Source organism: Neglectibacter sp. CSJ-5 (assembly GCF_032490475.1).
In the GTDB taxonomy this organism is placed as follows: Bacteria; Bacillota; Clostridia; order Oscillospirales; family Acutalibacteraceae; genus Hominenteromicrobium; species Hominenteromicrobium mulieris.
Map to the genome: position 1 here is coordinate 290,827 of NZ_JAVYJC010000001.1, position 26,254 is coordinate 317,080.

The following is a 26,254-nucleotide window of genomic DNA, read 5'->3' on the forward strand; positions in this document are numbered from 1 at the left end:
TATGTGTGCGGAAAAACTGGCTCTGTATGGAGGAGAAAAACTAAAGTCCACGCCGTTCGGTGCGGGCAATCGCTTCGGTGAAAACGACCTGCATCACCTGAAAGAAGCGCTGGAACAGGGAACGCTGTTTTACTGGTACGGCGATAAAGTCAAATCACTCACGAAGAAATTCGCGGAAATCTACGATATGCCGTACTGTGTGGCGGCGTCCTCCGGCACGGCGGCTGTGCATGTGGCGCTCGGCATCTGCGGTGTGACGGCCGGCGATGAGGTCATCACCTCGCCGATTACCGATATGGGCACCATCATCGGCATTTTGTTCCAGAACGCCGTTCCGGTCTTTGCCGATCTCGATCCCCACAGCTACACGCTTGACCCGAAGTCCGTGGAGGAAAAGATTACGGATAAAACCAAAGCCATCATCGCTGTGCACCTCACCGGCGGCCCTACGGATATGGATGCGATCATGGACATCGCGCACCGCCACAATTTAAAGGTCATTGAGGACTGTGCCCAGAGCTACATGGCAACGTATAAGGGCAAGCTGCTCGGCACCATCGGCGATGTCGGTTGCTTCAGCTTAAACGATTTTAAACAAATTTCCGCAGGCGACGGCGGTCTGGTTGTCACACGCAGCGAAGAAATGTACGAAGCGGCACTGCGCTTTGCTGATAAAAACTATCAGCGCCTGCCTGGCAAATCCGCAGCCTCGCGCGATGTGCCGTTCATCGCACCGAACTACCGCATGAACGAGCTGACCGGTGCTGTCGGTTTGGCGCAAATGGAGCGCATGCCGAAGGTCTGTGCACGTCTGCACGAGATCGGCGACCGCATCAGCGATGCCATTCGTGACCTGCCGGGCATTTACCCGCCGAAGGTGCAGCCGGATTCCACCAGCACCTACTGGTTCTACATGTTCCGCATCGATGAAAAAGAAGCGGGCGTCGACCGCAACACATTCTCCGATGCGCTTGCGGCAGAGGGCATCCCGAACCAGCGCGGCTACATTCCGTCCTGCATTTATAATTACGATCTTTTCATCAATAAGCGCGGCTATCAGGGCACAAACTGCCCGTTCGGCTGCAAACTAAATGGCCATACGCACGATTACGCCCCGGGCCTTTGCCCCACGGCAGAGGATATTCTCAACACCGCCATCCGCTTCAGCTTCAACGAGTTCTATACGGATGCGGATATAGACGACATTATCGCGGCCATCCGCAAGGTCTCAACCTATTTTGCGGAGAAGAAAAACGCCTAAAAGCACGGAGCAGCAAATGGAAAAAGAATTGTTGGAGTATATGAAAACGATTCGCCGCACGATCCACACGCACCCGTGTCTTTCCGGCAAAGAGCATGAAACGGCGGCTTACCTTGCGGCAGAGCTTCAAAAACTCGGTTATACGCCTGTTTCCTGCGCGGAAACGGGACTGTATGCCGATTTGAATACGAATCCCGAAAAGCCGTGGATTCTGTTTCGTGCGGATATTGACGCATTGCCCGTACAGGAGAAAACCGGACTGCCGTTCGCGTCCGAAAACCCCGGTGTCATGCACGCCTGCGGCCACGACGGCCACGCAGCCATGCTGATGGGCGCGGCAAAGGTATTGCGCGCGAAAGCAAATATCCCATATAACATTCGCTTTGTGTTTCAGCCGTCGGAAGAAATCGACGGCGGCGCAAAGCGTATGATCGAAGCCGACTGTCTGCCGGAAAACACCTTGGCGGCGTTCGCTTCTCACATCTGGCCGGCTGTGCCCGTGGGGCAGATTGCCGTAAAGCACGGCACGCAGATGGCGTCGAATGACCGCTTTGCCGTGCACTTTACGGGCAAAAGCGCCCACTGCGCCATGCGCCGCGAGGGCAAAGACGCCTTGCAGGCCGGCGTAGACATGGTTCGCGCACTGGATCGTGTCCCCGATGCGCTGCCGCCCGAAGAATCGGCACTGGTATTCGCAGGGCATATGTCCGCCGGCAGCAGCTATAACGTTGTCGCGGAAGATTGTGTAATCGACGGCACCGTGCGCACCATGAGCGCCGAAGCCCGCGACTGTGCGAAGGAAGAGATCTGCCGCCTGACGCAGGCCATCGCCGCACAGCATAATGTACATGGCGACGTGGAATATGTCCGCCAGTACCCGCCGTTGCAAGCAAATGACGAAGCCGTTGATTGTCTATTAAAAATTTTGCCGCAGGCCGTGCAGTGGCCCGCACCGTTTTTGACGGCAGAGGATTTCGCGTTTTTCACAGAACGCGTACCGGGTGCCATTTTGCTGCTCGGCAGCGGTGACGCGGAACACACCGAGCCGCTGCACAGCGCGCGGTTTACGTTTGACGAATCGCTGATGCTGCACGGCTGCGCAGCGTTCTGCACGATAGCCAAACACTTTTCACTCTGATTTTTACCCCAAAGGAGAAATGACCCATGTGGACAGAAGATAAGCTCGATGCGCTGCTTTCTCAGCCGTCCGAAGCATTGATTGAAGACATAAAGGCCCTTTCCGGCGATATTATTCTGCTCGGCGCGGGAGGAAAGGTCGGGCCGAATCTCGCCCTTATGGCAAAACGCGCCGTGCAGGCGGCCGGTGTCAAAAAGCGCGTCATCGCGGTTTCCCGTTTTTCGGATCCCATCGCGCGCGGCCTCCTCGAAAACAACGGCATAGAAACAATTTCGGCGGATCTTTTAGAAGAAGGCGCGTTGGAAAAGCTGCCCGACGCGGAAAACGTCGTGTACCTTGCCGGGCGCAAGTTCGGCACAGGCGACAGCGCCTGTCTGACATGGGCCATGAACGCCGCGTTGCCCACGCTGGTTTCCCGCCGCTATAAGGGTGCGCGCATTGTGGCATTCTCCACAGGTAATGTATATCCGTTCATGCCGGTCGCGTCCGGCGGCGCAGATGAATCCGTTGCGCCGTCTCCCATCGGCGAATATGCCATGAGCTCCCTTGCCCGCGAACGTGTTTTTGAGTACGCCGCGCGCGAATACGGCAGCCGCGTGCTGCTTTTAAGATTGAACTATGCGGTTGATCTGCGCTACGGTGTTCTATACGACCTCGCAAAGCGCATGTTGGCGGGGGAGACCATCTCCCTCGAGCAGGGCTGCTTCAACTGCGTCTGGCAGGGTTACGTCAACGAGGTCACGCTGCGCGCACTTCTGCTCGCCGAAAGTCCCGCCAAGGTGCTCAACATCACCGGCCCGGAGACCGTTTCCGTGCGCTACGCCTGCGAGCAGCTCGGCAAAGCGCTGGGTGTTACCCCCACGTTCTCCGGCGCCGAAAAGCCGGAGGCGCTTCTCAGCAATGCCGCCGCATGCTTCAGTCACTTCGGCTATCCCACTGTCTCGCTTTCCGAGCTGATCAAATGGCAGGCGCAGTGGATCAAAGACGGCGGACGCACGCTCAATAAGCCGACCCACTTTGAAGAGAGAAAGGGGAATTTCTGATGCGCCCGGAAGCTGCAAAAAACTTAAAGAACGGCGTGCTCATTCCGGCCATGCCGCTTGTGCTTGATCAAAACAGAATGTTCGATTCCAAAAAGCAAAAGCGCCTTGTGCGCTATTATCTCGAAGCCGGTGCGGGCGGTATCGCTGCGGCAGTGCATACCACGCAGTTCGAGATTCGAAAGCCCGAAATCGCGCTTTTGCAGCCCGTTCTGCGTACCGTAGCGGAAGCCATGGCGCAATACGAAGCGGATACCGGCAAGACCGTGGTGAAAATCGCCGGCGTCTGCGGCCCCATAGAGCAGGCCGTTCAGGAAGCGAAGCTCGCCGCTTCGCTCGGCTACGATGCCGTTCTGCTCAGCCCCGGCGGCTTAAATGACCGCACGGAAGATTATCTTTTAGAGCGTACCGCCGCCGTTGCAGAAATTCTGCCGGTCATCGGATTCTATCTCCAGAAGGCCGTCGGCGGTCGTGAATTTTCATATGCGTACTGGGAGCACTTCTGCGAAATTCCCGGTGTGTGCGCCATCAAAACCGCGCCGTTTGACCGCTACATGACGCTCGATGCCGTCCGTGCTGCCGCGCTCTCCTCACGTTCGGAAGAAATCGCGCTCTATACCGGTAACGACGATAACCTGCTCTTTGACCTGCTCACGGAGTTTCAATTTCAAAAAGACGGAGAAACGCGCACCGTGCACTTTGCAGGCGGCCTGCTCGGCCACTGGTCGGTGTGGGTACATACGGCGGCAAAGTATTTTGCAGAGGCAAAAAAAGCCATGGAAAGCGGCAACATCCCAAAATCATTGCTCACACTTGCGGCACGGATTACCGATGCCAACGGTGCACTGTTTGACGTCAAGGGCAATTTTGTGGGCTGCATTGTCGGCCTGCATGAGATTCTACGTCGTCAGGGCCTTCTGGACGGCACCTGGACGCTGAATCCCGATGAGGTGCTCGGCGAAGCGCAGCGTGCAGAGCTTGACCGCGTGTGCGCCATGTACCCGGAGCTGACCGACGACGATTTTGTGCGCGATTTCCTTTCGCGTTATTCGGATTAAAATTTACCTATGCGTTCCCGAAGATTGGAAGAACAATAGAAAAGCACAGCAGGTCCCCCCTGCGGCAGCCGCACTTCTCGCTGCACGTAGGCGGGGCTTTGCTGTTTCGGCAGGAAAACCATACACACGGCTAAGTTGAGCTGGAAAAAACAAGAAACCATGCTATAATGATAGTATATAAAGCCCAAAGCCCTTTTGGGGAGGAGATACCGCATGAAAATTGAAGAATTGGATCGCAGCGAATACTCAAATATTCCGCTTTATCCGCTTGGCGATGGTAAAACGGAGAATTTTCCGTTTTTCTGTATGCGATATAAGGATAAAAATGCGCTTTCCCCGCTGCACCGTCACAGCGTGATTCAAATTAACTACATATCAAAAGGCAAGCTTATCCACCGCATCAACAACAATCAGTTCGACCTCGTGCGCGGTAATGTGTTTGTTATCCCGCCGTATATCCCGCATCAGCTGCTCCCAAGCCCCGGCAGCGATTTCGAGGTGGTGGAGATCGAATTTGACCCCGCATTTGTGTTCGGGCCGGAGCCGAACCGATATCAGGAGCTTGAAAACGGTCGCTTTTTGTTTGATTTTTCCTATATTGAGCCGTTCCTTGTCACCGAGTGTGACGTGCGCCCGCGCCTGAGTCTGACGGGCGAAGCGCAAACACAAGTGGAACGCTTGCTCGACGAGCTATTTGAAGAGCTCGAAAAGAAGCAGGACGGCTACCTTTTGATGATCAAGGCCGATCTTTTAAAGCTGCTGGTCATTTTGGGCAGAAGCTTTAGAGAAAGCCTGCTCGATAAGCCCGAAATGCAGCTTTTCAGCCATCACCGCGACGCCATGATGGAAACGCTCGAGTATATCGATCACAATTTAAGCGATCCACTCACGGTAGAGTCCGCCGCACGCCGCGCCCTGCTTTCGCAGTCGTATTTCAGCTATCTTTTTAAAGCGCTCACCGGGCAAACCTTTGTCGAATATTTGCACGAAAAGCGTATCCGTCAGGCCATGGAAATGCTCACGCAGACAAACGACCGTGTGCTGAACATCTGCTACGCCTGTGGCTTCAATAACATCAATCATTTTAACCGTATTTTCAAATCCATCGTGGGCGTTTCGCCCACCCAGTACCGTTCTGCAAACCGCAAGGAAGCGCAGAACTGATTTGATTTTTGTAAAACTGTTTTGGGTTGACACGGTGAAAAAAAGCGGTATATAATAATAGAAAAATACTGCGAAGCAGGAGGTTTTGTGAACCGTCTGCTATCCTGCCAAACTCTGTCTCTCAAAATCAAAACACACCTCGCCCGCATCACGGAAAGCCGGAAAACGCATCCGGCAGAGAACCTCCCCGAAGACAACCTCGAAAAGCTCCGAAAATATCTCATCGCCGAAATTCAAAAGTGAGGGAAAATATGAAAGGCTCCAAAACGCTCTACGTCTCCGATTTAGACGGCACCTTGCTGCGCCGCGACCAAACCGTCTCACCGTTCACGGCGGAAACAATCAATACTCTAACGGCACGCGGCATGCTGTTTTCTTACGCCACGGCGCGCTCGCTTGTCACCGCGAAAACGGTTACTAAGGGGCTCAACACGCACTTTCCGCTCATCATCTATAACGGCGCGTTCGTGCGTGATAACGTCACGGAGAAAATTTTGCTCGCAAATTACTTTGACGCTTCCGTGTACGTGGTTTTAGATGAACTCTTCAAGGCGAATATCTACCCTATCGTGTACGCAAATGTGGACGGAAAAGAGCATTTTTCCTTTATCTATGAAAAGTGCACGCCCGGCCTGAAAGGCTTTGCCGATACCCGCGTAAACGATCCCCGTACTCGCGAGGTGTATACGACGGAAGAGCTCACGCGCGGCAATCTTTTCTACATCACCTGCATCGGCGACCCGCAAAAACTCGCGCCATTTTACGAAAAATACCGCGAAACCTACCACGTTGTCTACTCCAAAGATATCTACTCCGACGAGCAGTGGCTCGAAATCATGCCGAAAACCGCCTCCAAAGCGAACGCTGTCCGCGAGCTGAAAGAGAAGCTAAAGTGCGAGAAGCTCGTCGTGTTTGGCGATGGTAAAAACGACCTTGATATGTTCTGTGTTGCGGACGAAGCCTACGCTGTCCAAAACGCCGACGAAGAACTGAAAGCCGCCGCCACTGCCGTCATTGGCGGAAACAACGAAGACGGCGTAGCCAAATGGCTTTTGGAGCATGCTAATTTTTGGAATTCGGAGGAAAATATGTACATTTATTATCCAAGCTGTAACTTTAGCGGTGCAACCGCCGTTCACCTGCTCGATATCGCTTTTTCTGAAATATAAAGACAGATTTGTTTCCTTTCAGACAGGAAACGAACCGCAAAATCGCCTATACTGAATACAGCGACAGAGGAAAGGGGAGAGCGTAAATGGAGTGGCTGACGGTCATCAAGGATGCGATCGAGTACATGGAGCAAAACCTGCTCACCGTCACGGGTCCGGAGGAGGTCGCAAAGCACGTGCACATTTCAACGATCTGCCTGCAGCGCGGCTTTCAAGTCTTAACGGGCTACACGCTTGGCGAGTACATCCGCAACCGCCGTCTGTTTGAGGCCGGCTTAAAGCTCACGCAGACCGACGAAAAGGTCATAGACATCGCGCTCGAATACGGTTACGAAACGCCGGAAAGCTTCACAAAGGCATTCACACGCTTTCACGGCACGACGCCGATCGAGGTGCGCCGCGATCGCTCCAAAATGCAGCTTTTTCTCCCGCTTCATGTCAGCATCAAGATTCAGGGAGGCAGCAAAATGAATTACACCGTAGAAAAAACAGAAGCATTTACCGTCATCGGCTTCGAGCGCCTGTTCTCGTTTGAGACATCGTATAAGGAAATCCCCGATTTCTGGGCGGAAATGTACAAAATCCACGCGCCGAACATCTTCGCGGGCAAGGAACCGAAAACCGAAGTTGAGCACGCCATCATGGAAAACTACATCGGTGAATTTGGCATCTGCATTGAGGATGCGCCTGCGCCCGGCAAGTTCCGCTATATGATCGCGGGCCCATATCAGGGCGGCAAGGTGCCGCAGGGCATGAAGCTCTACACCGTGCCCGCAAACATGTGGGCAAAATTCGCGTGCGTCGGCACGCTGCCGAACGCCATACAGAGCGTGAACACCAAGATCTGGAGCGAGTGGCTGCCCGGCAACAAGGAGTACGACCTTGCCGGCAAGTACAACATCGAGTGGTATTCCGCAGACGGCGACCCGGACAGCACCGACTACGAGTCCGCTATCTGGATCCCCGTTATCCCGAAAAAGTAAAATCTTATCACGCCGTAAGAAAACTGCCCTGCCGATGCGCAAAACGGCAGGGCATCTCCTATTTTATGTCGGTTCCCGGGTAAAACCGTGCCAAAATTTCGTCAACCGTCATGCCGCCTTCCGCAAGCGTTATGGCGGCCGCTTGACTCATGCCCACGCCGTGCCCATAACCGAGCGTCGTAAATGTGAACGCGCCGTTTTCATACGTCACCGTAAAACTCGCGCTGCGTAAGCCGAGCGCCTCCCGCACATGCACGCCTGTCATTTCCACCCCGCAGACCGTAAGCTTTTTCACATACCCCGTGTCAAAATATTGAATATCCGAGAACCACTTTCCCGGCGCATCGTCAAATGAAATTTCTGAGAAAGCGGCTCGTATCTCATCCTCCGTAAATGTCATCGTGCTCTGAAACCCCTGCGCCAAAAGGTCGCTAGGGCACGCCACAGCGGTGAGGTACGGGTAGTTTTTTTCCGGCCACACGTTTTCAAACGGCTGCGTGCACCCGGCAGAAATCGCAAAATAACACGCGTTGATCGGCTCGTTTTCAAAATAAATTTCTTTGTCGAGCACCGATAAGCACAGCGCCCGCACGCGGTTTTGTTCTTCGTCCGTCAGCCCCGCATCAACCGTGTAGATGCTCTTTTCCGCGCTGTCACAGGTAAAATCAAAATCTTTCCCCGTGTTTTCCCGCCGCTTGCGGTCATAGAGCGTGTGTATCGCGATGATTTGTGCCTTTAATGCCTCGTCGGGGGCAGAAACAGCCATCTCACACGGCAGCGCCCCGCAGAGAAAATCCAGATCGTTCACTGTGCGGACCGTCTCTGTTGCCGTGTCGTAAATGCGAAAAACAGATTCGCTTTTTGCCGTGCCGCTCTCCGCAAACAGCAGCGGCGTTACCGCGCAAAACAGATACAGCGCACCCAAAAATGCGAAAAACCTGCGTACCGGCCATTTTGATTTCAGCTTCATTTTACACCTCGAGATGAAAAAACTTATTGTCACTCATGCAATATTTTGTGCTGAATTTAATTTTGTAGAATAAATCAAGATAAAAATGAAAGGTATTGAGTTTCATAATTCAAAAACGCTTGACGAAACCGCAACTCTGCGTTATTATGTATCTACCACGCGAAAATGTGCGGAACGCAGTGCGAAGAGCCGCGCAGGAAAGGATGAGCAGTTTTGGAAAGATTGATAAACGAAAGTGCAAGCAGCACAACAGTCAGCGAGCTTTGCGCCGAGTATCGTGCCAATAACCAGATTACAAAGGATGAATACGAGCTTTACCACGTCAAACGCGGCCTGCGCAACCGCGACGGCACCGGCGTCATGGCCGGTCTTACGCACGTCTGTAATGTGCACGGCTACCTCATCAGCGACGGCGTGAAGATTCCGGATAGCGGCCGCCTCACATACCGCAGCATGAATGTTGTGGATATCATCAACGGCTGCCGCGCGGAAGGCCGTTTCGGCTTTGAAGAAGTCGTGTGGCTTTTGATCTTCGGCAAGCTGCCCGATGAACGCCAGTATAACCGCATCTGTCAGCTCCTTTACGAAAACCGCGAGCTGCCGGAATACTTCCCCGAGGACGTTATTATGAAAAACCCGTCGCGCGACGTGATGAATAAGCTCGCGCGTGCCGTTTTGACGCTCTATTCCTATGATGACGACCCGGACGATCTCTCACTCGAAAATAACATGCGCCAAAGCATCTCGCTCATTGCGCGTATGCCGGCCATCATGACGTATGCCTATCAGGTCAAGCGCCGCCATTACGATAAACAGACCATGTTTTTCCACCCGTTCGAGCCGCAGCACAAAACGGCGGAGGCGATTTTGAATGCCCTGCGCGAGGATCGTCAATTCACGCACGAGGAAGCCCAGCTGCTCGACCTTTGCATGGTGCTCCACGCAGAGCACGGCGGCGGTAACAACTCCACATTTACCACGCGTGTGCTTTCCTCCGCGCAAACGGATATCTACTCCACCATCGCCGCAGCTATCGGCTCCCTGAAGGGCTTCCGTCACGGCGGCGCGAACCACAAGGTACGCCAGATGATGACGGACATCATGCAGAATGTGCAGCACTGGGACAGCGATGACGAAGTGGAAAACTACCTCGAGCGCATTTTGCGCCGCGAGGTGGGGGACAAGAGCGGCCTCATCTACGGCATCGGTCACGCCATTTACACATTGTCCGATCCGCGTGCCGTCGAGCTCAAAAAACAGGCGCGTTCCCTCGCCGCCAAAACCGGCTACGCCGACCAGTTCGCGCTGTATGAGCGCATCGAGCGCTTAGCGCCAGACGCGTTCCATAAAGTTACGGGGAACGAGAAAGTAGTATGCGCCAACGTTGATTTTTATTCCGGGCTCGTCTATGAGATGCTCGGCATTCCGGAGGATCTCTACACGCCTATGTTCGCCGTTTCGCGTATCTCCGGCTGGTGCGCCCACCGCATCGAGGAGCTCACAACGGGCGGCCGCATCATCCGCCCGGCGTACCGCGCGCTGCCCACCGGTCAGACCTACGTCCCGCTCAAGGACCGCCATTACGATACAAAGTCCGTTTTGTAAATTAAACGGCATAAAAGCCCAAAACGGCTTGCTTTTTGCCGTTATTGCCCGTATAATCAAATTCAGAAAGCAGCAAGGTGTGTGCGGTGGCCCTGTCTTCGCCCGCACCTTTCCGTTTGTATGATTCTATTAAATCTCGTTTCTCTACGAAAGGAAGAGGGGGTAAAATCCATGAAAGCACCCATCACATTTGCCATCGCCGGCTTCGGCGACCGCGGCAGCACATACGCTTCCATGCAGAAGCTTTTCCCGGACCGCATGAAGGTCGTCGCCGTAGCGGATATCAACCCGGAAAAGGTACAGAAAGCGAAAGAGCTCTACGGCATCAAAGATGAGCTTTGCTTCACAAGCGCAGAGGAAATGCTCGCGCAGGATAAGCTTGCCGATGTCATGGTCGTTTCCACCATGGATCGCCAGCATGTCAACCACGCCATTCCGGCGCTTGAAAAGGGCTATAATATCCTGATGGAAAAGCCGATCTCCCCGGATCTTCAGGAGTGCAAGCGTATCATCGAGGTTGCAAAGCACTGCCCCGGCAAGATCATCGTATGTCATGTTCTGCGCTATACCACGTTCTATAATACATTAAAGTCCATTCTCGACAGCAAAAAGATCGGAGATGTCGTCTCCGTCTGTGCAAACGAGAACGTCGGCTACTGGCACCAGGCGCACTCCTTTGTGCGCGGCAACTGGCGCAACAGTGACCAGACAAGCCCCATGATCCTCCAGAAGTGCTGCCACGATATGGACATCTACACCTGGCTGCTCGGCAAAAAATGTAAGGCCATTTCCTCCGTCGGCGATACGCACCTCTTCAAAAAGGAGTGCGCACCGGAGGGCGCAACGCCGTACTGCCTCGGCGGCTGCAAAGCAAAGGAAAACTGCAAGTTCGACGCCGAGAAGATCTACATCACGAACCCCGCAACGGGCATCCGCAACGGCAATACGTGGATGGCGGGCGTTGCCTGCGGCGTGAACCCCACCGAAGAGCGCACCTATGAAGCACTGAAAAACGGTCAGTACGGACGCTGCGTCTATATGTGCGACAACAACGTCGTCGACCACCAGCAGACGAACCTTCTCTTCGAGGACGGCACAACCATGAGCTTCACCATGTGCGCGTTCACCGAAAAGTGCTACCGTTATTTCAAGGCCATGGGCACGAACGGTGAGATCGAAGCCGATATGCTCTCGAATAAAATCCACGTCCGCGTCTTCGGCGAGCCGGAAGAAATCATCGATGTCAAGCTCCTTGCAAACGACCTCAAGGGTCACGGCGGCGGCGACAGCGGCATCGTGAACGACTTCCTCGATATGCTCATCAACGAGACCGAAGCCACCGAGCGCACCACAACACTGGAGCACTCCCTCGAAAGCCACTTCATGGCGCTCGCAGCCGAAGAATCCCGCCTCCGCGGCGGCGAGCTCATCAACATGGATGCGTTCAAAAACGGCAAGTAATTTAACAATCTGAACATAAAAAGTCCTGCACGCATTATAAGCTGTGCAGGATTTTTTACTATATTCAATTTAATATTTCATCACAAATACGCGTCCACAATGGCCTGCGTCTCATCGCGCTTTGCTTCCATTTCCGCCACAAGGTGGAACTGGTTGCGTGCGCGGTCTAAGTTGTGCTGCGGGTACTTCGTCTTAAAGTACACATCGCCGTTCAGGTAGTCCGCAAGGAAGCGGATGCCTACCTCAAACGTCATCAGCTTCGCACCGTCCGGCAGCGTGCGGATTTCCGTCTCGGTCAGCGCCTTGCCGGCTTCGCCGAGAAAGCCTTCCGTGTACGCCTTAAAGAGCGGCACGCTGAAGTGCACCTTCGTCAGATCGGTTTCGTCCTCCGCACCGGTGGAAGCGCCCGCGCGGATGGAATCGCCGAAGTCAAACGCCGCAAGGCCCGGCATCACCGTGTCAAGATCGATGACGCACACCGCATCGCCCGTCGCGTTATCGATCAAAACATTGCTCATTTTCGTGTCGTTGTGCGTCACCTTCAGCGGCAGCTTGCCCTCCTCAAGCAGGTTCATCAAAAGCCCGCAGTCCGTTTCGCGTGCCTTTGCAAATTCCAGCTCGGCCGCAACATTCTTTAAGCGCCCGGCTTTATCCTCACGTACCGCGTCCATCAGTTGCCGGAAGCGCGCCGGGGTGTCGTGAAAGTGCGGGATGACCTCGTGCAGCGTCTCTGCCGGATAATCAAAGAGCATGTTCTGAAACGCACCGAACGCCGCGCCGGATTTTTTCAGCATCTCCAGAGATTCCGCAAAGTCATACGCCGTTGTGTTCTCCAAATTGATCGTCGAGCGCCAGTAGTTGCCCTCACTGTCGATATAATAATCCTTGCCGTCGTTCGTCTTTAAAACCGTCAGCGTGCCGCGCTTCGGGTCTTTGCCGGCCTTTTCAAGCTTCTCCGCCAAAAATTTCGTCACGTGCACCATGTTGTCCATGATCTCATCCGGGTGTGGGAACACATACCCGTTCACGCGCTGCAAAACAAAGTTGCCCTTTTCCGTGCGCGCCAGAAACGTGTCGTTGATGTGCCCGCCGCCGTAAGGTTCAATGGAGCTTACACAGTCGCCGTAAAAATACGCCTTTGCGGCCTCATTATAAAGAATTCCCTTTTTGTCCGCCATGTTTTATCCCCTTAGAGTAAATTTAAAACCGTCAATTATTGATGATGATGCGCAAAATTTCGGAACCGCCCGCCGCGGAAAGGTCCATCGCGCCGCTGTACCGCTCCAAAATGCCGCGTACCACTTCCATGCCGAGCACCTGCGGCTTTTTCGGCTCAAACAGTTTATGTACAAGGTCGTTCACGGAGCTCTTCATCGCCGGTGTGCGCTTTTTCTGCTTTTTCTGCGCCGAGTACACCGCCTCAAACGTGATGCGGTTTTCCACCGGCAGCGCCGTAATGCGCACGCGCGGCTCCTCTGCGCCGGAGTGCTCCGCGCAGTCGATGGCGTGCGTCAGCATATCGTTCAGAATCGCGCAGAATTCAATGGTTTTCATCCGTACCGCGCCAAGCTCCACATTGCTTTCCAAAACGATGCCGCAGTGTGCCGCGTAGGCCGCCTTGCCCGCCAGCACTGCATTCACATACGGGTTTTCGCTGTATCGCTGTAAATACGGATCGTGCAGGACTGTTTCCTCTTTGATGATATTCAGCACGCCCTCGCAGCTGCCGTCCTGCGCCTCAGCCGCGATCTCATGCAAAACAAAATCATGGTGCTCCTGCGCGTTCTTTGCGTTTGTCACGTTGCCCACCATCGCGCGGAAATAATCCGCCTCCGCGCCGAGCAGCTGCTCGCGGTGCTCCGCCGTGCAGGCACTCTCCTGGTACTTTGCCGCGTTAAACGCCGCACGCACCGTAAACGCCAAAACAAGGTACAGCGCCGCTGTCAGAATCAGGCGCTGCGTTACGCTGTTCAGCCCGAAAAAAGTCGGCAAAATTCCGTTTGCGCAGAATAAACAGACAACAAGCGCCGCACAAAGCCCCACAGACAGCACCGAAACGCCGCGCTGTGCAAAATAGCGAAACGGGTGTGCCAGCGTCATAAAAGAGAGGAATGTCAGCACAATGTACAGTAAGCTGCCGATGACCGCCGACCATATGCCGTTGCCCGCAAACGGCAGCGCTTTCAAAAGCGTGGTCGTCACGGGAAGCAAAAATGCGTAGTTGCAGATCATCAAAAGAGAAAGGCTCAGCTTCTGCGCCAAATTGTTCGTGTAGAGGAATACCGCCGCAACCAGCAATAAGAGCACATTCATGCCATTGCCGAATTGCCCCGTCGCGTCGTTAAAGGCAGGGGAGAGCAGCAGATTCAGCAAAATAGAAAGCACAAACACGCCGCCCGAAACAATGGCCTCCGCCAGCAGCCGAAAGCGGCTGTTTAAAACCGTCAATAATAAAAGTGCATTGCACAGAAAAACGACCGGTAAAAGCATTTAAAACGCCTCACTTTTCCAAGTTTGTATGCGCGAACCCCTAAATCGCACACAATTTTTTTCAGTATACCATATCCGGCCGCTTCTTTCAACAAATTCCACAAAGAAATGTTCCGCAGCACGAATTTTTCGACACTACGGAACACATTTATGCATTATACAATTCTGTATCTCTTAAAAATCAGACCATGCGGCGGTTCTGCTTGCCGGTGACAGATTCAATCTCAATGCACCACACACCCGTCGATTTCGGCTCCGTTTCCACGCAGCCGGTTTCCTCTTTCGTCAAACTCGGCACAAAACGGTCGCAAAGCAGACGCAGCGCACGGCGTTTTTCATCGAAATCGGTTATTTCTGTCACTTTGCCGCGCACCACAGTGGAGGTATAGAGCGTCGTCAGTCCCTTTTCGTAGATCGTCGGGTTTTCCACAAACAGCAGGCAAACCTGCGGATTTTCGCGCAGAGAGTTGACCTTCAGCCCCGCCATCGCGCTGTGGAAGAACAGCTTCTCACCGTCACGCACCACGTTCAGTGCCACCGCATACGGCGTACCGTCCGTCGCAATAAGGGAAAGTGTGCCGTAAGCGCAGCGGTCAATGACCGCAAGCGCATCCTCGCGGGAAATCGCGCGGTCGGCGCGGCGCATTTTGGTCGTGTCTGATTTTTGGGACATATCCATAATAAACAACTCCTTGTCCTTTGTTGGCTTCAGTATAGCATTGCATAGTGCCGAAAACAACCGTTTTCAAAAAACACGCGAGTTTTCGACGAGAAATTGCAAAATTTCGCTGTGAAATTGCAAAATTTCGCATAAGCCCTTGTTTTATTCCGGGTTTTACAGTATATTTAATTGGTATGACTTTCGGAAAGGAGCGCAATGGACTGCACGGCAGTCCATATCTGTATATATGGAAAACACAGAAGCAAAAAGAAACATCAAGCTCATCGCGTTCGATCTGGACGGCACCACGCTGCACGGCTTCGCGGAGCTTTCAGAGCGCAACCGCCGCGCCATGGAAAAGGCGAACGACGCAGGCATTCTGGTCGTCCCGGCCACAGGACGCGTGCGCAATTTTATTCCGCCGTGCCTCACCGAACTGCCGTTTATCCGCTACGCCATCACCTCAAACGGCGGCGCCGTGTGGGATATTCTGGAAAACAAAGTGCTCTGTACCGATCTCATTCCCACCGAGACCGCGCTCGAAGTGCAGAAAATTTTTGACGATTACGAGCTTTATGTGGAATACTACGTGCACGGGCGCGGCGTTACAAAGCGCGGCAACCCGGATAAAGCCCGCACCGTTTTCGGCTTCCCGGAAGAAAAATATTACTTCCTCACAAAAGATTATACGTTCACGGACAACCTCTCCGCGTATTTAAAAGAAACGCACGCCGAGCCGGAAAAGATCAATATGATGTTCATCCCGGAAAGCGTCCGCCCGGAAATTTTGGCCCGCCTGCAAAAGTTAGGCGGCATCGAGCTTACATTCTCGAACGTCGACAACATCGAGATCAATAAAAAGGGCTGCGATAAGGGCACCGCACTGTATTCGCTCTGCAAGGTCCTCGGCATCGATCCCAAAAACACCATGGCGGCGGGCGATAACGGCAACGACCTCGGCATGCTGAAAGCCGCAGGCTTCGCCGCCGTCGTCGGCAACGGCATAGAGGAAGCGAAAGCGATTGCCGACGCCGTCGTCGCACCGTGTATCGAAGACGGCTTTGCGGAAGCCGTGGAGCGGTTTGCACTGAGATAAAAAGGAAAATATAAAAGCACCATTTGAAAGGAACCAAACTATGCTGAATGTCAACGGGGTCGCCATCAATTTTGATGGTCAAAACCTCTTTTCAAACGTCAATCTCCAGTTTTTGCCGGGCAACTGCTACGGCATCATCGGCGCAAACGGCGCGGGTAAATCCACCTTTCTGCGTATTTTGTCCGGCGATTTAGAGCCCAGTAAGGGCGAGGTCACGTTTGACCCCAAATACAGAATGTCCGTTCTGAAACAGGACCACTTTGCTTACGAAGACCAAACCATTTTTGATACCATCATGCAGGGCAATGCAAGGCTGTATGAGATCGCACAGGAAAAAGACGCGCTGTACGCAAAGCCCGATTTTGATGAAGAAGACGGCAACCGCGCCGCCGAGCTCGAAGCTGAGTTCTCCGAGCTCAACGGTTGGGACGCCGAGACCGAAGCCGCAAAGCTCATGCAGGGTCTCGGCCTCGACAGCAACGATATGTATAACACCATGAGCACTCTGAACCAGACCGAAAAGGTTAAAGTACTCTTGGCCCGCGCGCTGTTCGGCCAGCCGGATATGATTCTCCTTGACGAACCGACGAATGGCCTCGACGCCAAAGCCATCACATGGTTAGAGGATTTTCTCATTGAGTACGAGGGCACCGTCATCGTTGTCTCCCATGACCGCCACTTTTTAAATAACGTCTGCACCCATATTGTCGATGTCGATTACGGCAAGATCAAAATGTACGTCGGCAACTACGACTTCTGGTATGAGTCGAGCCAGCTTATGCAGCGCATGATGCGCGACCAGAACCGCAAGGCGGAGGAAAAAATCAAGGAGCTCCAGAACTTCATCCAGCGCTTCTCCGCAAATAAGTCGAAGTCCCGTCAGGCGACGTCCAGAAAGAAGCTGCTCGATAAGATCACCGTCGAAGAAATGCCCGCGTCCTCCCGCCGCTACCCGTATGTCGGCTTTACGATGGACAGAGAGCTCGGCAAAGACGTCCTCACCGTCTCGGGCCTTACAAAGACCGTAGACGGCGTAAAGGTGCTTGATAACGTCACGTTCACTGTCGGCCGCACGGATAAAATTGCGTTCACCGCATCAAACGAGTTCGCCGTGCCGACGCTTTTCAAAATCTTAATGGGCGAGCTGGAGCCGGATGCCGGCACATTCAAGTGGGGCGTTTCGACGAGTCAGTCCTATTTCCCGCAGGATAATTCCGCCTATTTCACCGATACGGAAGATTCCATCATCCGCTGGCTCGAGCAATATTCCAAAGACACCACCGAAACATATCTGCGCGGTTTCCTCGGCAAAATGCTGTTTTCCGGCGAAGACGTCTATAAGCCCGTGCAGGTGCTTTCCGGCGGCGAAAAGGTGCGCTGCATGCTCTCGCGCATGATGATGTTCGGCAGCAATGTACTCCTGCTCGACCAGCCCACCAACCACCTCGACCTCGAGTCCATCACTGCCGTCAACAACGGCCTCATCGATTTCAAGGGTGTCGTGCTGTTCGCATCGCACGACCACGAGTTCACCCAGACCGTCGCGAACCGCATCATCGAAATTCTGCCCGAGGGCGGCACGTTCGACCGCGTTACCACCTACGACGAGTACCTCGAAATGCGCGGCTAAACCCGTATTGAATACGGCTAACCCGCAAAAGTTGCGTCTGATTCATTAGTCTCCGGACAAGCTTTTATCGCAAATTTCAAAATCCGTGTAACCTGCCGATATAAAACGCCTACTTATAAAGTGAAGGGGAAGGGAGGACAAAAGCATGAAGGAAGACCATGAGATCATCGAGCTCTACTGGGCGCGCAGCGAAAGCGCCGTGCACGAAACGGACGAAAAGTACGGGGCAAAGCTCCACACGCTCTCCGGGCGCATCCTGCCCGAAGCAGAGGATGCCGAGGAGTGCGTCAACGATACGTACCTCGGCGCGTGGAATGCCATGCCGCCGCAGCGCCCGCTCGCGCTCTTTGCGTTTTTGGCGCGCATCTGCCGCAACATCGCGTGTGATAAGTTAGACAAGCTCCGCGCGAAAAAGCGCAGCGCAGAGGTCTCCGCGCTCACGGAGGAGCTTTCGGCGTGCATCGCAGACCCAACAGCAGCAAGGGAAGCGGAAAGCCGCGAGATTGCCGAAGCGTTAAACAGCTTTCTCTCGACGCTCCCCGTCGATGCCCGGCTCTTTTTCATGCGCCGTTACTGGTATATGGATTCCGTAAAAGCCATCGCCGAAAAGTACGGCTGCGGCGAAAGCCGCGTCAAAACGTCTCTCCACCGCACGCGTGAAAAGCTGCGGGACTATCTCCAAAGGGAAGACATCTGGCTTTAAAGAAAGGCGGGAAAAGTATGACAGGTATCGATTTGTTCAAGGCTCTCGGCGGTGTAAAGGAAGAATACATCGCGGAAGCGGACGGCAGCCGCAAGCTGCCGCACGTGAAAAATGTCACGCTGCAATGGTGTGCCGCGCTCGCCGCGTGCGTGTGTCTGCTGCTCGGCTGGGGCTTCATCGCGCAGCACCTCAGCGGCATAGCCGATTACACCGGCGACGAAACGAAAGTCACAGGCGCCGCCGAGACCGCGCAGGCAGACGGCGCAGATCAGGGCACCGCGCCCGCCATCGGCGGCAAGGTCGTGTTGCCTGTGCGCATCACGGCAGAAACACAGCCCGTAAGCGACGTGAAGGTCTTCACGGACGAGGAAAAAATCGGGCAGATCATGCCGCTGCTTCTCTTAAAGAACGCGGCGGAAACGAGCGGCGACCCGAACGCATACGGCGGCTCGGCCAACATTTTCACGCTGGAATACGCAAACGGCGAAACGAGTACGATCACGGTTTACGGCAATCTGTTCTATAAAAAGGACGATGGCCCGTGGTGCGATATTCCGTACGAACAGGCCGAAAAGCTCGAAGAGCTCGTCCGCAGCCTTGGGTCCGACGAATAAAACCGTAAAATTTGACAAAAAAGGCAAATAAGACTGGATTTTCCCGCGGTTCCCCGCTATAATAGAAATAATGTCTTTCTCCGCGTGATCTTGCGGAAGAAGAAAACGAAAACGCTCTGAAAGCGTAAAAAAAGGGGAATTTGCAAATGGAAATTGCAATTACAGTCTTGCTGCTCATCGTGGGTCTCGTGCTCATCATCAAGGGCGGCGATTTCTTTGTGGATGCCGCATCGTGGATGGCGGAAGCCTCCGGCATTCCGAAGCTTATTGTCGGCGCAACGGTCGTCAGCTTCGCGACCACTTTGCCGGAGCTGCTTGTCTCCATCTTTGCGGCGCTCGACGCACGTGCCGCCGAGGCACTTTCGCCCGGCAGCGGCATCGGCATGGTGGATATGTCCATCGGCAACGCCATCGGCAGCGTCACGGCGAACCTCGGTCTCATCATGGGCATCGCGCTTGTCGCCATTCCTATGGCAATCCGCCGCAAAGATTACATGCTCAAAATGATTCTCATGCTCGTGGCTGCCGCTGTCACCGTATGTTTCTCACTGTTTGATAACGGCGTCGGCGTGGTTGCCAGCATTTTGCTCATCATTATTTTCGTCATCGCCATGTACGACAACGTCCACGAGGCCGTTGTCGCCGTCAAGGGCGGGGCAAAGGATCAGCAGCTCGATGAGCCCGTCACGAAAAAATCCGTCATCACCAATGTTGTCAAGTTCCTCATCGGCGCGGTTGGCACGGTCGCCGGTGCACAGCTCCTTGTCGATAACGGCTCCGCGCTCGCTTCCATGTGCGGCGTTTCGGATCGCGTCATCTCCGTCACCATCATCGCCATCGGCACGTCTCTGCCGGAGCTTGTCACCACGCTCACCGCCATCGCGAAAAAGCAAGGCTCGCTCTCCGCAGGCAACATCATCGGCGCAAATATCATCGATCTGACCTTGATTCTGCCCGTATGTGCGCTCATCTACGGCAGCAAGCTCCCCGCGTCGCCCACCGTCGCCATGGTCGATATCCCGGCATGTCTCATCATCGGCATTCTGTCTGTCGTGCCCACGCTCATCACGAAGAAATTCTCGCGCTGGCAGGGCGTTTTAATGCTCGCCGCCTACGCCGTCTATATCGTGCTCAGCGTCATTGTCATGGCATAACTTGTAACTTTTGTAACGAAAGCTCCGTTTTCAAGAAAAACGGGGCTTTTTTATGCACTTTTCAAATCATTTCCTCTTGACTTTTCAGTGCTCTGTATGCTAAAATGTAACAGAAGTGTAACAAATGTTATTACTTTGTAATTTTTAAATGTCAGGTGAGAAGTGCATGCAGGCGGCAGAAATGCAGATAAAAACCGAAAACAGTGTTGAGGCAGCAAGCGCCCTTCTTCGCACACTGCGTCATGCCGTGCCGGTGCTCTTAGCCTTGCTTATCGCTTTGCTCGCCGCCGCACCTGTTTTGGCGGATGAGACCGATGAAGCGATAACGGATACCGAAACCGTCTCCGCCGAACCGACGGAAGACCTCCGGGACGATTACACCGCCGTTGCCGCGCAGCTGGAAGCCGTCGCGCGCGCAGAGGGCAGAGATATGGCAGATAAAATGCTCAGCACTGCCCTGCACAGCCTCACGGGGACTTCGGTCGATACCGATGACGCTGAAAGCGCTGTTTCCGCCGCGGCTGCGCCCGAGGCCGCAGAACCGAAGGCTGTCGTCGTCAACGCTTCCGCGCAGGCGGGCACGAAGTGGTCTGCAAAGGGTATTCTGCCGTTTTTGGTCGTTGTGCTGCTGGCGCTTTTAGGCCTTTCTCTTGCCGTGCGCCCCATGCGCCGCCGTCGTGTGCATTCGGCCCGTGCTTATTGCCCCATGCGTGACCGCACTCTGAATGACACTGCGTTTCAAAGCCGCGCACATTCCACTTTATAAATCCGATCATAAGGAAAAACATACTTTTCCTCTCTTTTCGGCGCCGCTCGGTTCTCGGGCGGCGCTCTTTTTTCGCAAACCCGCATAAATCCTGTTTTGACATTCCTGAAAATCCCATTTTTAAAAATGCACACAAATCCATCGTCAAACTTTATTCATATTTTACGCAAAAGCGGTTGACAAATCCTGACTTTTTCCGTAAACTGAACGTATTGCGTTTGCATCTAAAACCAAATAAAATCGGCTGTTCCGAAAAGGTCGATAAAACGGGCAACACACAAAGCGTTGTGTTGCTTTTATCCTGTTCGGAAAAGTGTTCCTGCCGCGGCCGGATCGCGGGCGAAAGCCTGCGGCCGTGAAAAATCCTTTGCGGAAGCAGTACGCATCATGCAGCCGGGGTGTGTGATTCACTAAGACCGCGCAACTTTCGGGGGACAAGGGTCCCACCAAACCGCAAAGGGGATGCTTTCCATGTTAAAACCAATCATCACGCTCAAAGACATTGCAGTATCGTTTGACGGCGAGCAGGTCTTAAAGAACTTCAACCTCACCATCGGTGACGGCGAGTTCGTAACACTGCTCGGACCCTCCGGCTGCGGCAAAACCACGGTTTTGCGCACCATCGGCGGCTTCGTCACACCGGATAGCGGCGATGTCTTTTTCGGTGACGAGAAGATCAATAACGTGCCGCCGCATAAGCGCGCCGTCAATACGATTTTCCAAAAGTACGCACTTTTCCCGCACCTGAACGTCTATGAAAACATCGCGTTCGGCATGCGTCTTAAAGGCAAGAAAGAAGACGAAATTCAAAAGACCGTCACCGAAATGCTGCATATGGTCAACTTAAACGGCATGGCGCACCGCGGTGTCGGCCAGCTTTCCGGCGGTCAGCAGCAGCGTGTCGCCATTGCGCGCGCCCTCGCAAACGAGCCGAAGGTGCTCCTCCTCGATGAGCCGCTTTCTGCGCTCGATTTAAAGCTGCGCAAGGATATGCAAAACGAACTCAAAAAAATCCAGCAGGCCATCGGCATCACGTTCATTTTCGTCACGCACGACCAGGAGGAAGCGCTCTCCATGAGTGACACGGTCGTCGTCATGGATAAGGGCGAAATTCAGCAGATCGGCTCGCCGATTGACATCTACAACGAACCGAAAAACGCCTTCGTTGCGGACTTCATCGGCGAAAGCAATATCCTCGACGGCACCATGATCGAAGACTACCTCGTCGAGGTCGCCGGTCAGCGCTTCAAGTCGCTCGACAGCGGCTTCGGCAAAATGGCCCCGGTCGACGTCGTCATCCGCCCGGAGGATATCGACATCGTGCCCACCGGCTCCGCCGCCGCACACATCAACGGCGTCGTCACCAGCGTCACGTTTAAGGGCGTACACTATGAGATTATCGTCGATGTTGACGGCTTCAAGTGGATGATCCAGACGACCGACAGCGCCAATGTCGGCGATAAGATTGGCCTTGCGCTCACGCCGGACGACATTCACGTCATGGCGAAGTCCGTTTACTCCGGCACTATGGGCGATTACAGCACGTTCAGTGACGAAATGGAGGAAGCGCTCCAGGAGGAGGGCAGCGAACATGAGGACTAAACTCATCTCCGCCCCGTACACGATCTGGATGACGCTGTTCATCATCGTGCCCATGGGTCTTGTGGCATTCTTTGCCTTTACCGATAAAAGCGGCGCTTTTACGTTAGATAACATCGCGCGCGTCGGCCAGTATTCCAACGTCTTCCTGCGTTCCATCTGGCTCGGCGCACTCGCAACGTTTATTTCGCTTCTGCTCGGCTACCCGCTCGCGTATATCATCGCCAAAGCGGCGCCGAACCGCCAGAGCTTCCTCATTTTGCTCATCATGCTGCCCATGTGGATGAACTTCCTGCTGCGCACCTACGCATGGATGTCCCTCCTTGAGGATAACGGCCTCATCAACAATATGCTCGCCGCCGTCGGTCTGCCGCGCATCCATATGATCAACACCGCGGGCGCAGTCGTCCTCGGCATGGTGTATAACTACATCCCGTACATGATCCTGCCCATTTACTCTGTGCTCACCAAAATCGACAACAGCGTCATCGAAGCTGCGCAGGATCTCGGCGCAAACAATCGCAATGTCTTCCTTAAAGTTGTCCTGCCCATGAGCATGCCCGGTGTCATTTCCGGCGTTACCATGGTGTTCGTGCCCGCTGTTTCCACATTTATTATCTCTAAAATGCTCGGCGGCGGCGGAAACCTGCTCATCGGCGACCTCATCGATATGCAGTTCCTCGGCTCGGCGTATAACCCGAACCTCGGCTCTGCCATTTCACTTGTCCTCATGGTCATCATCCTCATCTGCATGGGCATCATGAACCAGTTCGACGACGGTGAAAATGTGGGAGGAGGTATGATTCTGTGAAAACGGCTTCCAAAGTCTACACGGCGCTCATCTTCATCTTTCTTTACGCGCCCATCATCGTGCTCATCATCTTCTCGTTCAACGATACGGATACCGCAAGCCGCACCCAGTTTTCCGGCTTTACACTGCGCTGGTATCAGCGCCTGTTTGAGGATCGCTATATTCTGGAGGCGCTGCTCAATACATTGATCATCGCCGTCGTTTCTGCGTTCGCGTCCACTGTACTCGGCACCATGGCGGCGGTCGGCATCAACCGCATGAAGCGTATGCCGAAAAAGGTCATGATGAACATCACCAATTTTCCCATGGTCAACCCGGAAATCGTCACCGGTGTTTCCATGATGCTTCTGTTCGTCGCGGCAGTCAGCCTGTTCGGCGGCAAAAGCCTCGGCATGGCGTCGCTCATTATCGCGCACATCACGTTCTGCCTGCCGTATGTCATTCTGTCCGTTCTGCCGAAGCTGCGCCAGATGAATCCGAACCTCTTCGAGGCCGCGCAGGATCTCGGCTGCCCGCCGGTACGCGCGTTCTTTAAAGTCGTGCTGCCGGAGATCATGCCCGGCATCGTCACCGGCATGATCATGGCGTTCACGCTCTCCATCGATGATTTCGTCATCAGCTACTTCACAAGCGGCACCACGCAGACGCTGCCCATCTACATTTATTCCATGACGAGAAAGCGCATCTCCCCGGAGATCAACGCGCTTTCCACCGTGCTCTTTGTGTGCATCATGCTCTTGCTCATCATCATCAATGTCCGCCAGGGACGTGAAGAGCGTCGTGCCAAAAAGGCAGAAAGGGAGCGTGCCTGATGAAAAAGAAATTTTTCGCCGTCTTTTTTGCGCTTCTGGTGCTCTGCACCGCAGTCGTGCCCGTCTTTGCCGATGAAGCCGACGACTGGGATTTTTCCGAAGAATACCCCACCGCAGAGCCCACCGGTGTGACCATCAATGTCTACAACTGGGGCGAGTATATTTCAAACGGCACCGAGGGCTCGCTGGATGTCAATGCCGAGTTCACCCGTCGCACCGGCATCGAGGTCAACTACACCACGTTCGACAGCAACGAGTCGCTGTACTCCAAGCTCGCAGGCGGCGGCGCAAGCTACGATGTCATTGTCCCGTCCGATTACATGATCTCGAAGCTCATAAACGAGAACATGCTCGCGGAGCTGGACTTCGGTAATATTCCCAATTTCGAGTACATCGACGAGCAATTCCGAAACCCCGATTACGACCCCGAAAACAAATTCTCCGTGCCGTACACATGGGGCACCGTCGGCCTGTTCTATAATACCGATTATGTCACCGAGCCCGTCACCAGCTGGTCTATTTTGTGGGACGAGCAGTACAGCGGCAAGATTTTGATATTCGATAACCCGCGCGACGCGTTCGCCATCGCACAGGAGCGCCTCGGCTTCTCCCTCAATTCCACCGACGAAAGCGAGTGGGAGCAGGCGGCTATGCTTTTAAAGGAGCAGAAGCCCCTCGTACAGGCGTACGTCATGGATCAGATTTTTGACAAAATGGAAAGCGGCGAAGCGTGGCTTGCACCGTACTATTCCGGCGATGCCGGCACGCTTGTTGAAAACAACGAAAACATCAAGTTTATTGTCCCGGAAGAGGGCACGAACTACTTTGTCGATGCCATGTGCATCCCGGCAACGGCCGAACACAAAAAAGAAGCCGAACTGTACATCAATTTCATGTGTGACCCCGAAATTGCCGGTGCAAATATGGATTTCGTCGGCTACGCCACCCCGGAGACCGCCGCGAAAGACTATCTTGATCCCGATGCCGTTGCAAATCCCATCTACTACCCGGATCAGGATGTGCTCGACCGCACGGAGGTCTTCGTCAATCTCCCGAGCGAGACGAGCAATCTGCTCGATACGCTCTGGGCCGAGGTCAAAATGGGCGGACCCGGCCAATCCGTTGTTCTCATCGCCATCATCTTAGTCTTCCTCGCAGTCTACATCGCCATCATCATCTGGAAAAAACAAAAGCGCAAGCGCGAGACGGGCGGCTAATCACCTTGTAAATTAAGTTTATTGAAAGCTTCTCGAAGTTTTTTGAGGAGCTTTTTCTCTACCTGTGCGTTTTTTAAAAGGCTTCGCTTTTTTACGTCTTCAGCGTCTTGCAATTTCCTCTGCACCTCGGTATAATGTGGTTAGATTCAAAACAGAAAGCAAGGATGAAAAAACCATGAAAATTCAGAATGTTTCGGATACCGCTTTTAAAAAGTACGGCAAAGTCATCACGGGGCTCGATTGCTCCGATATCATCGCCGCCATGGCGGAAACGCCCTGCCCGGAAAACGTCGTCTATGTGCCCGGTGCAGAGTCTCTCGAAAGCTGCGCGTCTGCCAAAGACATCGCCTACACGCTCTACGGCGGCATGCCCGTGCAGATTGGCTACTGCAACGGCAACAACCATAAGTTAAACGGTCTCGAATATCACCGCGATAGTGAAGTAAACATCGCCGTTACCGACCTCATCCTGCTCATCGGCTCCGAGCAGGACATCGAAAACGGCAAGTACGATACATCTAAGGTCGAAGCGTTCCTCGTGCCCGCCGGCACCGTTATCGAGGTTTACGCCACCACGCTGCACTATGCGCCGTGCAATGCAAACGACGGCGGCTTCAAGTGCGTCGTCGCACTGCCGAAGGGCACGAACACCGATATTGAAAAGCGCGCGCCGAAGACCGAGGAAGACAAAATGCTTTTCGCCCGCAACAAGTGGCTGCTTATGCACCCGGAAGCGGCAGAAGAGGGTCAGTACGTCGGCCTTGTCGGCGAAAACATCTGCGTTTGATTTGCGTAGAACGCCGTAAAACCGAACAACCGGGGCATACCGCACGGCACGGTGCAGTATGCCCC

The 26,254-nt window shown here is 54.0% G+C and carries 25 protein-coding genes; 21 read left to right on the forward strand and 4 right to left on the reverse strand.

The features are described from left to right. The first annotated feature begins 1 nt into the window (after position 1). The 8 genes from R2K26_RS01325 to R2K26_RS01360 all read left to right on the forward strand — a co-directional run bounded on the left by R2K26_RS01325 (position 2) and on the right by R2K26_RS01360 (position 7,813). Entirely contained in the window at positions 2-1,261 is a 1,260-nt protein-coding gene (locus R2K26_RS01325; protein ID WP_316518330.1) for a DegT/DnrJ/EryC1/StrS family aminotransferase, read from the forward strand. A gap of 16 nt (positions 1,262-1,277) precedes the next feature. After that, positions 1,278-2,399 carry a M20 family metallopeptidase gene (locus tag R2K26_RS01330; RefSeq protein ID WP_316518332.1) on the forward strand — a complete coding sequence of 374 codons (1,122 nt, stop codon included), beginning with the start codon at positions 1,278-1,280 and terminating at the stop codon, positions 2,397-2,399. Between the two features lie 26 nt (positions 2,400-2,425). Next, positions 2,426-3,442 carry an NAD(P)-dependent oxidoreductase gene (locus R2K26_RS01335; RefSeq protein ID WP_316518334.1) on the forward strand — a complete coding sequence of 339 codons (1,017 nt, stop codon included), beginning with the start codon at positions 2,426-2,428 and terminating at the stop codon, positions 3,440-3,442. Then, positions 3,442-4,497: a dihydrodipicolinate synthase family protein gene (locus R2K26_RS01340; protein WP_316518336.1), complete on the forward strand. Its 1,056-nt coding sequence runs from the start codon at positions 3,442-3,444 to the stop codon at positions 4,495-4,497. Before R2K26_RS01335 ends, R2K26_RS01340 begins: the two co-directional genes overlap by 1 nt. 213 nt (positions 4,498-4,710) lie before the next feature. Next, positions 4,711-5,661, forward strand: a complete 951-nt coding sequence (locus R2K26_RS01345; protein ID WP_316518338.1) for an AraC family transcriptional regulator — start codon at positions 4,711-4,713, stop codon at positions 5,659-5,661. Between the two features lie 87 nt (positions 5,662-5,748). Further along, the gene (locus R2K26_RS01350; RefSeq protein ID WP_316518339.1) at positions 5,749-5,904 is read left to right on the forward strand and encodes a hypothetical protein; all 156 of its coding nucleotides are present in this window, start codon (positions 5,749-5,751) and stop codon (positions 5,902-5,904) included. An 8-nt stretch (positions 5,905-5,912) separates the two neighbouring features. Then, positions 5,913-6,830 (forward strand): HAD family hydrolase, encoded by a 918-nt coding sequence (locus R2K26_RS01355; protein ID WP_316518343.1) that lies wholly within the window; start codon positions 5,913-5,915, stop codon positions 6,828-6,830. An 86-nt stretch (positions 6,831-6,916) separates the two neighbouring features. After that, positions 6,917-7,813: a helix-turn-helix domain-containing protein gene (locus R2K26_RS01360; protein WP_316518345.1), complete on the forward strand. Its 897-nt coding sequence runs from the start codon at positions 6,917-6,919 to the stop codon at positions 7,811-7,813. A 58-nt stretch (positions 7,814-7,871) separates the two neighbouring features. Here the strand turns inward: R2K26_RS01360 and R2K26_RS01365 are convergent, their stop codons facing one another. After that, a complete protein-coding gene (locus tag R2K26_RS01365; protein WP_316518346.1) occupies positions 7,872-8,783 on the reverse strand; it encodes a SpoIID/LytB domain-containing protein in 912 nt (303 codons plus the stop codon). A gap of 222 nt (positions 8,784-9,005) precedes the next feature. Here R2K26_RS01365 and R2K26_RS01370 point away from each other — a divergent pair, with 222 nt between their 5' ends. After that, a complete protein-coding gene (locus tag R2K26_RS01370; RefSeq protein ID WP_396897218.1) occupies positions 9,006-10,388 on the forward strand; it encodes a citrate synthase in 1,383 nt (460 codons plus the stop codon). A gap of 171 nt (positions 10,389-10,559) precedes the next feature. Next, a complete protein-coding gene (locus tag R2K26_RS01375) occupies positions 10,560-11,849 on the forward strand; it encodes a Gfo/Idh/MocA family protein (RefSeq protein ID WP_176820063.1) in 1,290 nt (429 codons plus the stop codon). Between the two features lie 80 nt (positions 11,850-11,929). On the opposite strand, the gene R2K26_RS01380 is transcribed toward R2K26_RS01375, so the two are convergent. The 3 genes from R2K26_RS01380 to R2K26_RS01390 form a co-directional block, all read right to left on the reverse strand. Further along, a complete protein-coding gene (locus tag R2K26_RS01380) occupies positions 11,930-13,027 on the reverse strand; it encodes an aminoglycoside phosphotransferase family protein (RefSeq protein ID WP_316518352.1) in 1,098 nt (365 codons plus the stop codon). A gap of 31 nt (positions 13,028-13,058) precedes the next feature. Then, positions 13,059-14,339 carry a hypothetical protein gene (locus R2K26_RS01385; RefSeq protein ID WP_316518354.1) on the reverse strand — a complete coding sequence of 427 codons (1,281 nt, stop codon included), beginning with the start codon at positions 14,337-14,339 and terminating at the stop codon, positions 13,059-13,061. Between the two features lie 181 nt (positions 14,340-14,520). Further along, entirely contained in the window at positions 14,521-15,018 is a 498-nt protein-coding gene (locus R2K26_RS01390; RefSeq protein WP_316518357.1) for a pyridoxamine 5'-phosphate oxidase family protein, read from the reverse strand. Between the two features lie 229 nt (positions 15,019-15,247). Between R2K26_RS01390 and R2K26_RS01395 the strand changes: the two genes are divergently transcribed. The 11 genes from R2K26_RS01395 (at position 15,248) to R2K26_RS01445 (ending at position 26,189) form a co-directional block, all read left to right on the forward strand. Further along, on the forward strand, positions 15,248-16,096 hold the full coding sequence (locus R2K26_RS01395) for an HAD family hydrolase (protein WP_316518359.1): 849 nt from the start codon (positions 15,248-15,250) through the stop codon (positions 16,094-16,096). Positions 16,097-16,136: 40 nt separating this feature from the next. Beyond that, positions 16,137-17,726: an ABC-F family ATP-binding cassette domain-containing protein gene (locus R2K26_RS01400; RefSeq protein ID WP_308449102.1), complete on the forward strand. Its 1,590-nt coding sequence runs from the start codon at positions 16,137-16,139 to the stop codon at positions 17,724-17,726. Between the two features lie 145 nt (positions 17,727-17,871). Continuing rightward, entirely contained in the window at positions 17,872-18,429 is a 558-nt protein-coding gene (locus tag R2K26_RS01405) for a sigma-70 family RNA polymerase sigma factor (protein WP_316518361.1), read from the forward strand. A gap of 17 nt (positions 18,430-18,446) precedes the next feature. Next, positions 18,447-19,043 (forward strand): hypothetical protein, encoded by a 597-nt coding sequence (locus tag R2K26_RS01410; RefSeq protein ID WP_316518362.1) that lies wholly within the window; start codon positions 18,447-18,449, stop codon positions 19,041-19,043. Positions 19,044-19,189: 146 nt separating this feature from the next. Beyond that, the gene (locus tag R2K26_RS01415) at positions 19,190-20,197 is read left to right on the forward strand and encodes a calcium/sodium antiporter (protein WP_316518364.1); all 1,008 of its coding nucleotides are present in this window, start codon (positions 19,190-19,192) and stop codon (positions 20,195-20,197) included. A 181-nt stretch (positions 20,198-20,378) separates the two neighbouring features. Continuing rightward, entirely contained in the window at positions 20,379-20,963 is a 585-nt protein-coding gene (locus tag R2K26_RS01420) for a hypothetical protein (protein ID WP_316518366.1), read from the forward strand. 471 nt (positions 20,964-21,434) lie between these two features. Then, complete coding sequence (locus R2K26_RS01425; RefSeq protein WP_176820125.1) at positions 21,435-22,565, forward strand: ABC transporter ATP-binding protein; 1,131 nt, start codon at positions 21,435-21,437, stop codon at positions 22,563-22,565. Further along, on the forward strand, positions 22,555-23,373 hold the full coding sequence (locus tag R2K26_RS01430) for an ABC transporter permease (RefSeq protein WP_316518369.1): 819 nt from the start codon (positions 22,555-22,557) through the stop codon (positions 23,371-23,373). The genes R2K26_RS01425 and R2K26_RS01430 overlap by 11 nt, the downstream gene beginning before the upstream one ends. After that, the gene (locus R2K26_RS01435; RefSeq protein WP_176820127.1) at positions 23,370-24,185 is read left to right on the forward strand and encodes an ABC transporter permease; all 816 of its coding nucleotides are present in this window, start codon (positions 23,370-23,372) and stop codon (positions 24,183-24,185) included. Before R2K26_RS01430 ends, R2K26_RS01435 begins: the two co-directional genes overlap by 4 nt. Further along, positions 24,185-25,402 carry a spermidine/putrescine ABC transporter substrate-binding protein gene (locus R2K26_RS01440; protein WP_316518372.1) on the forward strand — a complete coding sequence of 406 codons (1,218 nt, stop codon included), beginning with the start codon at positions 24,185-24,187 and terminating at the stop codon, positions 25,400-25,402. The genes R2K26_RS01435 and R2K26_RS01440 overlap by 1 nt, the downstream gene beginning before the upstream one ends. 175 nt (positions 25,403-25,577) lie before the next feature. Next, positions 25,578-26,189, forward strand: a complete 612-nt coding sequence (locus R2K26_RS01445) for a DUF4867 family protein (RefSeq protein WP_316518374.1) — start codon at positions 25,578-25,580, stop codon at positions 26,187-26,189. The last annotated feature ends 65 nt before the right edge of the window (positions 26,190-26,254 follow it).